The sequence below is a fragment of the Streptomyces sp. NPDC030183 genome, from assembly GCF_055573455.1.
Genome location: NZ_JBVIBK010000006.1, coordinates 278,278 through 291,002, shown reverse-complemented (window position 1 = coordinate 291,002; position 12,725 = coordinate 278,278). Strand labels below are relative to the sequence as shown.

General features: G+C 66.2%; 6 protein-coding genes. All 6 read right to left on the bottom strand.

Going from position 1 to position 12,725, the window contains the following annotated elements; all coding sequences use genetic code 11:
* Positions 1 to 153 precede the first annotated feature (153 nt).
* Positions 154 to 1,383: an FtsX-like permease family protein gene (locus ACZ4Z2_RS09870; protein WP_468074143.1), complete on the bottom strand. Its 1,230-nt coding sequence runs from the start codon at positions 1,381 to 1,383 to the stop codon at positions 154 to 156.
* Positions 1,380 to 2,126 (bottom strand): ABC transporter ATP-binding protein, encoded by a 747-nt coding sequence (locus tag ACZ4Z2_RS09865; RefSeq protein WP_468074141.1) that lies wholly within the window; start codon positions 2,124 to 2,126, stop codon positions 1,380 to 1,382. Before ACZ4Z2_RS09865 ends, ACZ4Z2_RS09870 begins: the two co-directional genes overlap by 4 nt.
* A 53-nt stretch (positions 2,127 to 2,179) precedes the next feature.
* A complete protein-coding gene (locus ACZ4Z2_RS09860; protein ID WP_468074139.1) occupies positions 2,180 to 4,063 on the bottom strand; it encodes a hypothetical protein in 1,884 nt (627 codons plus the stop codon).
* 68 nt (positions 4,064 to 4,131) lie between these two features.
* Positions 4,132 to 4,644 carry a hypothetical protein gene (locus ACZ4Z2_RS09855; RefSeq protein ID WP_468074137.1) on the bottom strand — a complete coding sequence of 171 codons (513 nt, stop codon included), beginning with the start codon at positions 4,642 to 4,644 and terminating at the stop codon, positions 4,132 to 4,134.
* Between the two features lie 564 nt (positions 4,645 to 5,208).
* Entirely contained in the window at positions 5,209 to 5,961 is a 753-nt protein-coding gene (locus ACZ4Z2_RS09850; protein ID WP_468074135.1) for a hypothetical protein, read from the bottom strand.
* Positions 5,962 to 6,058: 97 nt separating this feature from the next.
* On the bottom strand, positions 6,059 to 12,574 hold the full coding sequence (locus ACZ4Z2_RS09845) for a hypothetical protein (protein WP_468074133.1): 6,516 nt from the start codon (positions 12,572 to 12,574) through the stop codon (positions 6,059 to 6,061).
* Positions 12,575 to 12,725: the final 151 nt, after the last annotated feature.

The following is a 12,725-nucleotide window of genomic DNA, read 5'->3' as shown; positions in this document are numbered from 1 at the left end:
CAGCCGACGGACGGTTGGCGGACTGTGGGCGGCGGACTGTGGGCGGCGGCCGGCCCGCACGGCACCGTACGGCGGACGGCGGACGGCGGACGGCCTGCACGGCACCGGACGGCGGCTGGCCCGCACAGCCCCGGTGTTCAGCCCGCGCCCGCGTCAGGCGTGCGCCCGGGCCGCCAGGTAGGGGTCGTGCCGCAGGACCTCACGGCTGCCGAGGAACGCTCCGGCGGCCAGCCCCGCCGCGGGCAGCAGCATCGCGGCGGCCGTCCAGACCAGTCCTGGCAGGGCGTCGGTGACGGCGATGGGGAGCCCGAGTACACCGCTGAGCGGCCGCGCCAGCGCCACGGACACCCCGACGCCGACGACGACTCCCGCGGCTCCCGCCACACCGCCCGACAGCACCGCCTCGCCCAGCAGAATGCGCCGCAGCTCGGCCCGACCGGTCCCCAGGATCCGCAGCACGGCGAACTGCCCGACGCGCGCCCGCGTACTGTCGGCCGCTCGGACCGCCCCGAGCGCGACGGCCCCCACCGCCAGGACCAGCACCCCCACCCGCATGGCGAGATCCGCCACACCGAACAGCCCGGGCAGGTTGCGCACCCGGTCGGCGACCGGGGACGCCGAGAACCCCTTCCTCTGGAGCGACTCGGTGACGGCCGCCACCTGCCTCTGGTGCTCGACCAGCACGACGGCGGACTGCGCACCCTCCCTCGCCCGGAACGTCTCCGGGTCCTGCCCGGCGCGCGCCGCGGCCAGCCGCGCGGCCGTGCCCTCCGACAGATAGGCGACACCGGGCCCGTCTGCCTGCCAGGAGGGGTCGTACAGGGCAGTCACCCTCAGCTTGATGACGGCTGTGGTGCCGGAGGCGGCACCCGTCGCCCTCGTGTACCCGAACGCGACCGTACGGCCGAGCAGCGGGGCGAAGTCCGTGCCCTGCGCGGCTGCGGGCAGGACGACCTCGTCCGCCCCGAGGCCCTCGGCACCCGTCGACCCCACCCCGGCGTCCCACGCCGGGACCTTCCCCTTCACCACGGGCAGATCGTCACCCGGCGTCAGGGTGTGGCTCGCCAGGTCGTACGTCCCCTCGTCCTCGGCGTACAGCACGGAGGGGTAGTCGGCGACGACCTGGCGTACGCCCCGTACGCCCTCGGCCTCCCGCAGCGCCGGGGTGGTGAGGGGGCGGACCGAGTCGTCCCCCTCGAACGACGAGAGTTCGATCTGAGTGAGTCCGCCCGACCCCAGCACGTCCCGTTCGACGGCGCTCGCCGCCCCGGCAGCGACCCCTGCGGAGGTGGTCAGCAACGCGGCGAGGACGGTGAGCGTGGGCCAGGCCCTGCGCAGCGACCGCCCGTCACGCTTCCATGTGCACAGACTCCACCGGCTCATCCCAGCACCTCCTCGCGGCCGCCGCCCCGGCGCTCGGTGCGCTCATGGACGTTCTCCTCGGCGGACCGTCGGGGACAAGCCGACGTCAGCACACCCCCGTCGAGCACATAGCGCCGGTCGCAGCGGCCGGCCACCGCCGTGTCGTGCGTGACCAGCAGGACGGCCGCGCCTCGCTCGGCGCAGGAACGCAGGGAGTCCAGCACCGCGTTGGCCGTCTTCGGGTCGAGACCCGAGGTGGGTTCGTCGGCGAGGACGAGCACCGGCTCCTTCACGGCCGCCCGAGCGACGGCGACGCGTTGCCGCTGCCCACCGGAGAGTTCGGTGACCCGACGGTCGGCCAGATCCGCCATGCCGAGGTCGCCGAGCAGCGCGCGGGCCGCCGCACGGTTCCGCCCGAACCGGGGGCCGAAGGCCGCGGCCACGTTCTCCCAGGCGTTGAGAAAGGGCAGCAGTCCGAGATCCTGCAGGACGATGCCGATCGACCGCTGCCGCAGCAGATCCCGCTCGGCGGTCGAGAGAGCCGCGGTGTCCGTGCCGGTGATGTGGAGGGAGCCCTCCGCCGGCGCCAGGATCAGCCCCAGGAGCGCGAGCAGAGTGCTCTTGCCCGAACCTGAGGGACCCTCGACGGCGGCCGTCACTCCCGCGTCGAGGCTGAGGTCCGCCCGGGCCAGACCACCGCCGGACGCGTAGCGGAAGGCCAGACCCTCCGCTACGACGGCTGGGGGCGGGGAGGCGTTGTGCATACGGTGATGTCCTTCCGCAGTGGGGAGAGCGAGGGCCTTCGGGCACGACGGGCTCAGGCCAAGAGGTAGTACGCGGCCCTGGTGGCGTCGGCGGAAGCGGTGCCGCCCGGTGAGGCGGCGTACAGGTCGGGGAACTTCGTGTCGCGGTAGCGCTCCAGCAGCCCGGGCATCTCGTCCCACACCTCCTGCGGGATGCTCTGGTCGGAGGCGAGTGCCGCCTGCATGGCGTCCGAGGCTGTCAGCAGGTCTCCTTCGCGCAGCGCCCGCCGGGCCTGTGCCACGAGATCCGTTCCCTCGGTGAGTCGCTCCGCCTGAGCCGCGCATCCCGCGTCGGCGAGTACGACCACGCTGCGCAGCGCGCGGGCGGAGAGCGCTGCGCCGTCCTTCTCCCTCGCCGACGACGCGCTCTGCGACGACGCGTTGCTGGGGGACGGGTTCTTCGGCAGGTCGGCATCCGGCAAGCGGTTCTCCCGCGATCCGGTCTGTCGCGAGCCGATCTGTCGCGAGTCGTCTTCCAGCGGCAGGTCGACGGACCCCCGCGGGCAACCCAGCCCGAACTCGGCGCGTGCCGCCAGGACGCCGTACCAACGGCGCTGGTGCTCCCCACCCGGAGGCGCCGGCATCCTCGCCTCGGCCGCCTCCTCGGCGCCCTTCGCCGCCTGGGGCCCGCAGCTCAACGCGAGCCGGTGACAGGTCATGGCGAGCAGGATCCGGTCGGACGCTTCGAGGCCGGAGTCCCTCCCCAGCGCCTTGAGCCGCCTCACGAGCCAGTCCGGCGTCTGATCCTGCCGGGCACTGGCCGTCAGGGCCCGTGCGGCGTTGTACGTGGCGGTGAGTGTGCCCAGTTGGAGTGGTGACTTGGCGACGAGACCGTCGGGCCGGATGCCCCCGACCGGCGAGGGGAGGGGAGGCGTGGAACCAGTGCCACCGCTCATGAGCGCACGGCGGACCAGCCACCGGGTCTGCGTGTCGGAGTCCGCCAAGGACGGCACCAGACAGTCATGGGTCTCCCGGTCCGGCGGCGCGGAGCGCCGGGTCGGCCGCGACGCCGCCCGCTCCGGCCGGTCCGACTCGTCCCGGAGCAGGACCAGGGCCGCTCGCTGAACGGGGTCGAGGCCGGTGCATCCGGGCTTCCGCATTTGTGCGTCCGCGCCCCGGACCGCCCGTGTGGCACGAGCCCGCACGCCGACCGCCCGCAGTGCCTCCACCGCGTAGAGGACGGGTACGGGCTGACCGGCGCGAGCGGTATCGGCCGCCAACCGGTCGAGAGCGGCTCTGGACACCTCGCCGTCGCGTCCCAGGCAGGTCAGCGTCCGGAGGAAGGCGGCCCGGGTGGCGACGGAGGTGAGGGGGTCGTCCTCGTCGTCCGGCGCGTGGAGGTATCCGAGCGCTTCGCGCACGGCCGGCTTCCGCAGCCCGGCCCGCTCCAGGACGTCCGCCGGGTCACCTGTCGTGCCGGTGGCACCGCGGACCTGTGCCTGTCGGGCCGCGGGCCCGGTCCGGGGCACCTGGCCCGGCTCCTTCGTCGCGGACAGCGACAGGCAGACGTAGTGAGCGCGCCAGGCTGGGGTGTCGAGGACATCGGTGCGGGCTAGCTCGGCCAGCGCGGCCGGGCGGACTTCCGGGACGGTCTCGCCTGCGCGCCGGCCCGCCGCGAGCGCGGCCTCCAGGCGTCCGTACGCCGTCGGATACAGAGCGGGGTCCCGTCCGACGTCGGTACGCGTGGCACGCACCAGGTCGTTCGCCCCGCGCAGGGCGTCGAGTTGCTCGGCCAGATCAGCGCCGGGCCGCGAGGGCCGCTCGACCGGTCCGCCGCCGAACAGGGAGACGCCGACAGCCACCGCGGCGGCGGACAGCGCGACAGCCGCGAGAGCCGGGTTGGCCGGACGGCGCAGCCCGGGGCTCTTCCGTGGGTTGCCGCCCGGCGCGGCCCTCATGACTCCACCACCACGGCCCACCCCGCCAAGCCCCGGCCGACGACGCGCTCCAGCACCTCGTTCGCCGCTCAGTCGTTGGCGCAGGCCGAAGCGAACGCCTTGACACCCGACTTGAAGGCACCGCCGTCCGAGCAGGTGGTGATGCTCGTGTTGAGGGAACCTCCCGGGTCGGCGATGCCGCTCACATCGGCGATCCAGGTGTTCTTGTTGGTCCAGCTGACCCGCCGGGTGCTCTCGCTCACCTGTGTGCCGCTAGGGCTCAACGCGAGGGTCGCCTGCCACCCGTTGGCCTTCACCGTCGCCGTGTTACTGATCTTGCTGACCTTGTACTTGACGCCGCCCTTCATGGTCTTGGTCGACGTCCGGAAGGAGCACTTGTCCGCGTAGGCGTTGCACTGCCAGGCACTGACCTCGACCCGCGCCCCCGTGCCGGGCAGTGGAGTCGACCCCGAGTCCGAGATCGCCGCGGTGGGCACGGCGGCCCCCACGACCAGAATCCCGGCGAGCCCCGATGTCAGCAGCGTCCTCTTCACTTTGCGCCCTCCCCGTTCCACGGCGTCCACGGCCTTCACGGCGTCCATGGCGTCCTGGCCCCCAGGGAACGCATCGGCACATGTCGCCTCAACCAGGCGACGAACTGTATATGCCGCGCAAATGGTGAAGAGTGACTGAAATGCGATGTCCCCGCGACGGTCCGGGCCCGGAAGAAACCATCAAGCGGCACGGCGGGTGAGCACGGACGACAGCCTTCGAAACGGCATGCGACCAGTTCCGGCCATGTCGTCACCGGCAATGTTCACACCTGGGCGGGACCAGCCGCTGTTGAAACGCAGCAGCGCCCGAGCCGACCGAAGCCGACTCAGGCGCTGCGTCACAGGCCAGAGTGCGGAACCCTGCCCCGGGTGGTAGGCCCTGTGGGACTCGAACCCACAACCAATGGATTAAAAGTCCTGGCCAAAGCTTGCTGGGCGGTTCTGGACGCTGGTTCGGTGTCCGGAACCACCTGGTCAGAGCATGTGCGGCGTGAGTGCTGATCCACCGCGCGGCGGGTTGTGCCACACCGTCCGCTCACGCATCGCTCACGCGTTACACGTCGCCAGGACAGCCGCTGGACGTGATGCGTGGGCGGCAGCCCTCGCGCCGACTTACGAACTAGTTTTGGCACGGGCCGCCACGCGTTCTGCGAGCTTCAGCCGCGCTCGTGAGAGCTTCCTGATTTGCCGCAGTGCTGATTCGGCTCGCTCTGGTGCCGTCAGGCTTGTGCCCTGTTCCCTTTGCTGACGTCCTCGTGCGAGTTGTAGGGACGCCGACCTGTCAGTCAGTCGCTCGTCCAGTCGTTCCTCCGCATGCTCCGCCGCATCAGCGATGGACTCAAGTTGCTTCCTTTCCTCCTCCCCCAGAGTTGCTCCCCGCTGCTCAAGCCACGCGCGGATGTCGCTCGGGTCGACGTCAGCGAGGGCCGTCAGTCGCCAAAGCTCTTGCTCTTCCGACAACAAGTCGAGTGCCGCTGGCAGTACCGTCCACCACGAGACGTCATCGTCCTGCTCCGGCATACGTGCCCTCCGCCATGGGCTTGGTTCCTCCAAGCCGCTAACGACTTGCCTGGCAGATTCGGGAGGCCAGCCCTGCGGCCAATTCGATCGTGCTTCCCAAACTCGCAGGACCAGATCTTCGCAGGTACGCGCGGCTTCTTCCCGAACGGAGGCGTCATCGGCTTCCTCCACATCGCGCATGAGTTGCGCAATGCGCAGAGCCATCCACCTCGACAGCAGCGTGGAGTCGTTTCCGCCGAGCTCAGTTGTGATGCGCAGACCCAAGGCGAATGTGTCAGCTCCGAGGAGATGCTCTGCTGCCTGGCGCTGAGTGTCCTCGGCACTGTTGGTGTGTCTTTCGTCCATGCCGTTCTGAGGCTCTTTTCCGGCTTCGTTGGTCGCCGGCGGGCCAGCGGATGCGGTTGATGTTCCTGCCTCAGCCTTGTCACCTGAGTGGTACGGCTCAGATGGTCTGGTCAACCTCGACGCTGACTCGCCGTCCGTCCTCGTGGAGGACGGTGTAACGGGCTCGCCGGTGTTCATCTTTCGCCTCCTGCTGGCTGCGGTTCATGAGATACACATGGGCGTCTGCTGCCAAGGCGAGGCTGAGGCAGCGTTCCTTGAGATATGCCATCAAGAGGTCGCGACGTACCGAGAGGTAGGAGCCTGAATAGTCGTCGTATATGTTGCGCTGACCGCGTTTGTTCTCGTCTCCCCAGCACGTCATGTGGGCGGCGATCTTGCCTTTCGGGTCGATGAATTGAGTGCCTGCAACGTTAGCGGACAGATGAGCCCAAGTGAAGAAGTCCGTGAAAAGTGAGCGTTGAGCGGTAGTGATGCCACCCGTCAGCGGGTCGTCGCGGTCTAGGCCGCCGTCGTCTGACTCGCGATAAATGATCCAGCCGAGCAATTGCAGCTTGGGGTCATCTATTTCGTCTCCCCATGGCGGCCCCTCGCCAGCCCCAGGCAGGCCCTGCGGACGTGTGCTGCTTGCCAAAGCAGCGAGTAGGGCGGTACTGGCTTCTGGGGTTACTAGAGCGCTGGTCAACCAGGCCGTACACGAATGGCGGTCAGAATAGGTGGTGATGGATGCGGACACTACGATCATTTCGGGATCGTCATCGAGCATGTCCAGTTCGCGGCATGCCTGTCGCGCTACAGCGGCTCCGTCGAATCCCCTCCGAACTGCTGGATCCGGATCAACAGCAGACGTGGAAGCATCCTGAGACGTCGCCGTTTGCACTGAGGTAATGGCGTCGTCTAGCTGGAGCCGATCCCACATACCGAGGGTGAGCGAGCGAGCCGGAACCGGTTCGCGGATATCGGCCAGCCAGTGGGTTGATGAGTGGGGAAGATGACCGGTCAGCCAGCCCGTCCACTCGTCGTCGTCACGCCAGTGTCTGAGCACGGGGTTTTCCCCGTCGACAAGTTCGCCAGCCACCATGTGGAGTGCGTGGTACTCCAGGTACTTCTGGAGCGTTTCCACAATCGGCAAGGAACCATGGTCAGCACTGATCAGCGCCCACGACCGCTCGTGTTGGGCCGCCCTGGGGTCCTGCCGTGTTTCCTCGGAGCTCCGGCCCCACCGCTCGCTGATCCACTTGTCTGCACTCTGCATGACGTCGGCGAGAAACACTCCGTCGAAAGCCTCTGCCAGAGGGGAGTACCAGTACGGTACGACGTCCATAGAGTCGAAGTGGAAGCGCGTGTCGTAGTCGCCATAACGCGATCCAACGTTCCGTACGTCGCGTGAGGTGCTGCACAATCGAGGCCGATTCGCGAACGCGAGGTCGCTGACAACGTGCGCAGGCAATGCCTCAGGATGAGCTGCGGCCACGTCGAGCGCCGCTTGGCGTGCCAACTCGCGAATAGCTGCATGGGGCTGACTTCGGTCTACTGCCATTGCGGCTAGTTCAGTGGCCAGCGGCACTAGGACCAGTGGGGCTTCACTGGCTACCCGCGCGAAGACGATGAGCAGCCACTGTTGAGCTGATAGCGGAAAGAATTCAAGCGTGGCGGAACGGAAACTGCCGCCAGTGGAGGATTCCGTTACGCAGCGCCAGAGCGCGTCAGCCACAGAACTGCCGTCGCTGCTTCGAGTCAGGATAATTCGTGCCGTGTGTGCAGCTCGCCATCGCACGCGCCGGTCGGGATGGCCGAGCAGGGCCCACAATACCGCTGCAAAGAGTGTGCTCGAGTCCTCTGGTGGTTCAGGCAAGGTCTCTCGGGCGGCCTTGATGCCAGCTGCGGAATTACTGATCGCCGAAGCAGCGGGAATCCGTGTTATATCGGCAGAGTTGGGTAGAGACGGACGAGAGTCCAAAGCCCATTCGATGATTTGTGAAAGTGTGGACGTGGCCGGCAGTGTTTCTGCCAGTGATGCTGCCAGAGTGTAAAGCTGGTTGGCAGTCAACTCATCGAGGTGAGCAGATGCTGCCGGAAGAAGCCAATTTGACCATCCGGGATCATTACTCGGCAATTTTAGCAATAGGCCGTAGTTGCCATGCCGATCTAGTCCGGTGGTGAATAGGTCGAGTAGATGTCGCGATACCCACATCGGCAGGTGCTGGCTAGCCCAGTCACGCACGCTCGCGCTCGCACGCCATTCGTAGCATAGCCCGCTCACTACGCGCGCTACCTGGGGTGCGCGGGCGCCCCACACCCCACGATCGGCGAGTTTTAGGAGCTCCTCCAGCGCCGTAGTACGTCCCGACGGGCCGGCGCGATGAGCCGCAGTCGTCAGGTAGGTGACTACGCGTTCATCAGAGGCATAATGAGCGACAAGTACGGGGAGATCCTGATCGGCTCGGATGAAACTCGCTGCACTGACTAGGCCAGCAATGTCCACTGCTTGCTCTTCACCGGATCCTCCCCAGTCCCGTGAGGAGCGGATGGCTGGCTTATTTGCGCTTAGGGCGGAGAGTTCCTGTGCACGGGATTGCAGTCGCTGCGCGGCCTGAATCTGGCCCAGTCCCATTTCCTGAATGGCAGTATTGAGATTACGGGCAGCGTCACCTTGTTGGTGAGGCGGTAGATCGCGAACGACCCAGTCGGCAAGCATTCCGAGGCACGTGACGGCCTGGCTACGACCCGCCGGTCCCTGGTTGAGGAGGCATCTGAGAACAGTGACCGCAGGGGTTACCACATCGGAGTGCTGACTGAGCAGCCGCAGCATCCAGAACGCCTCAAAGCCGCCGACTGTTCCTGTCTCGGCGAGGAGAGGAATGACCGTGCCAATGCCTTCAGATAGGCCCACGTGTCCGTCGTCCTCCCACCGGCAGGCGAGAGCTAGACCAGACGGCCCGTGGAGTCGGCTCGCCACGCTGAGAGCGAGCCGGTATGGCACTTGTTCCCGAGGGTCCGGCACAAAGGGGGTGGCGTCTTCAACTGCGTGGGCGAGCCGACGGGCGATGTGTGCACGGTCTCCGCCTGTTGTGGGGTCTGTTGGCCGATCGGGGATCCGGTCGGCAATCGTGAGCAGAGCCCGTAGCCTCAGGGCGACATCCACGTCCACGCCGCTGGCGGCGTCTACTGCGGCAGCGAACAGGTCCGCGGCCAGAGCCGTGTCAGCGTGTTGCGCTGCCGCCGCTGCGTCAAGGAGTACGTCCCGCCGTTCTGTTGCCGGGACCGTCGCTGCACCCATGACGTCTCCCACCCGCTGAAGTAGCTGAAGAGCAACTTCTCGGGCGACCCCATTTTCAAGGAGGATACGGCTCATTTGCACCCACGCGTATGCCGACCCGTCGGCCAACTGCTGTCCGATGCTCTTCCCTACGTCTGCCAACAGATTTTCGATCTGCATCTGCATGGCATTTGCCTCTATGCTGGTGAACGCGGCCATGGCCCGTGCAGCTGATACCAATGCCTCGACCGCAGCCATGAACCAGACGCGTTGGCGATTACCAGGCCGGTCGAATCTATGCTCTGATCCCTGGGCCTCCACCCGACTACGCACGACCTGTACGACCTCTGCAGTTGCCAGCTCGACATCGTCAGCGCGGGATTTACGATCGGCGGCAACTTTCACACATTCGGCCTGTGTAGTTACTACAGGCAGCAAGTCATTAGCAATCTGCAAGAAAAGCCGGCGTGTGGACTCATTCTTGTCATAACTGCGGTCATTATCGGTCGGTGGCCGCAAATTGTCTGGGAGCAGCTTCTCAGCTGTGATTTTGGAACCGCGGATGGCGGCTTCCAGGCATGCCGCCTTCAACGGACTAAGCATCTCGCTGCTGCCGGTGTAACTATTGAGGTGAGACGGTACTGGCGGCGCAAAGCGCCGGAGTAGACGTCTCACCTTGGATTTGGCGGCACCATGCGCCAGCGCGATCTCACAGAACGGCATACCCCACTCGGCTGGATGGCTCACCGGGCGCAGAGGCAACCGGTCTAGCCGGGTCGCAACCTGCAGTACCCACCTGACGGGCAGACTTTCCCCAGCCCGTGCGTAGGCGACTACGAACTGGGCCTGGGTCCATGCGCTGGCTCGTACCTGATTCAGGTCCCGAATTGCCTGCTTGACGGGCACATGCGCAGGTGCATGTTGGGCCACGTGCCACGTTACCTTGTCAACGAATTGGGGCGGATTCCAGCCGGCCGCCAGGCGATGGGCGCGATTTAGGCCACGCAACACGTATGCTGCATGCACGCCGTAGGCGATGTCCTCTGCGCTCAGTTCCCAGCCCGCGTCCTGCCGCGACCAGGCCCGCAGCCACGCGTAGGCAAGGTCGAGTTGCTCGACCGCCTCTGCCGTACATCCGTTCAGCCATGCAAGCATGGCTGCGGCCCGGAAGTGAGCGCGGCCTCGCCAAGTGCCCGATTCTTCTCGCAACAAGATCTCGGCGACTGTGCTCGCATCTGCATGTAGCAATGCGAGTTCCGGCCGCTGACGGACCGTGTCAACGAGGCTGGAATCGGTGCGGGCTGCGTCCCCTGCAGCCAGCAGGAGTCGGACCGCATCTTCGGATGCGTTGTTGTCATTGCGCTCCATGACCGCGCGCAGCGCCAGCGTGAGCCGGGTCCGTTGAGCTTGGGCACGTGCTATGCCGTCTGTGATCGCCGCTGGCGCGCCTTCATCAAGTGCTATGGCGAGCAGTTCTTCGTGGCGGCCGGAGTTAAAAAGATGCTCACCAACCAGTCGTGCTGCTTCCTCGTCGACATGGCGGTGGTGAAGGAAGTCCTCAGCAAAGAGATCGTGGGCCTGGCGTACATCGGACACTGACAACTTTTGACGCAAATGATTCTCGAAGTCCTCGTCGGCGAAACCGACGGCGCCGTCGGAGATTCGCAGCGCCGGAAACAAGTCGTCGCACAGCTGCCGCACGCGGCCTTCGTTGGTCTTCAGTACCCGGGCGAGTGTCGAGGGCCGCGCAGGGCGGGCCATGGCAGCAAGGACGCCCATGTGCTGCTGCCGCACGTCGCGGTCATGGACGGTGGAGAAGGCGCTATCTAGGACCTCGTCGAAGATGGCTGCCAGGCCGGCTTCCGCGCGTACGAGTACGTCCTCGATATCCAGCATGGCTGGGGTTTCGCTCGTGCCTTGTGACCGCTGCTCCCCAGCGCCCAGTGCGTATGTCTGGACGCGCGCCACTCCGTTGCTGGCGGCATGGAAGGCCGCGCATTGGTTCTCCGTTGCGTTCGGATACATCGAACGCAACATCGCCGCGCTGGCCGAGGCATCGAATGCGCCAAGTGCTGTCTCAGTGATACCTGTCTCTTCGGCTCCAGCCAGGACGTCCGAGCGACGAGCGCTGCGTGCAGTCATCAGCACTCGCACGTTAGGTGGCAGTTGCATGTGCCACAGCCCACGCACGAACGGTTCAGCTCCACTACGGTGCGCCGCGAAAACGGCGTTATCGGCAGCATCGACTGCGACAACGAGGAGGGCGGACTCTGGCAGTGCGTCTGCCACCACGGTGAGCGTTCTCTCAAGACCTCGCCAAAGCTCACTGTGGACGACTGGCCCATCCGGCACCACAACGGGCAGAGCGCCGCCTCGAACCGCGACGTCGTTTGCGATCTGGACAACGGCCCGTTCGCTGTGCCGGTCGTTGGCCGGATTGAGGTACTGGCCGTCGCCGTAGCAGTCGTACGCAACGAGGATCGATCCTGGCGGCAGTTCGGCTTCCAACGCAGTCAGAACGGTTGTCTTGCCGACACCCGGCCCACCGTGCGCCAGAAGCTTTCCGGCCGGTGCACCCGTTACAGCTGCGGCCAGACTCTGCGGCTGGGCCGTTGGTACAAGCTTCTTAGGCTTCGCCACAAATGTGGGATAGGGAAATAGCGATCGTTCCCCGCTTGCACCCAAAGCGACGATGATGTCAGCGCGACTCAGCCCAGGGTCACCCGCTGTTTCTGGGAGCATCTGCTGGCGCATGAGTTCTATCAGCCCGATGACTCCAGGACGGGACGAGCCGACGAGGAAGGCGGATGCCTCCTGGTGGAGTGTCAGCGTCTGCAGTGCCCGACTTTCAGCGCCACAGCCAGAAAGGTCCAATACCCGAACAAAATCAGTGAACCGACCACTCTTCAGCCCGGACGCCGAACGCAACTTGGTCAAGATCTGCTGGTGAGGCTTGGCCAGTGAAGCAAAGGCGCGTCCCGCGTGCGCACCCAGCGGTCGGTCCGCCAGCGCTGCCTGGGCCGATTTCAGCGCATTGAGGAGGTCGGCGTCGGCTAGCTGGTTACTCACCAGTGCGACATTGACCTTGCTTACTACGGTCGACGCATCCCAGTCTTCTGCTAGCCCGCTGAACATGTCTGCCAAGCGGCGAAGGGGAGGTGCACCGCCAGTGGTCTTGGCCTGGCACAGTCTGGCCGCCGTCCAGGCTCGACCTGAGTGCTTGACGCTGTATTTCAGCTGAGCCAAAACCAGACGATTCGCTGTCGCGAAGGTGTCTCCGCCGTAGTATTCACTCAGGTCGCAGCCCAAGTAGCGATCATCTTCTTCGGCTGCGTCAGCTGGTGATAGCCCCTCCAACCGCAGAATCCTCAGGTCGGTGTGGGGCATCAGGAGTTGCAATGCACGCCGGGCTGCCCATAGAAGGTGGAAATCATCCCCGGCTCGTGATTCGCGAACAGAAATGACTCGCTCCGGACGGATCGGGCACGCAATGCGCGCTACTTGCAGA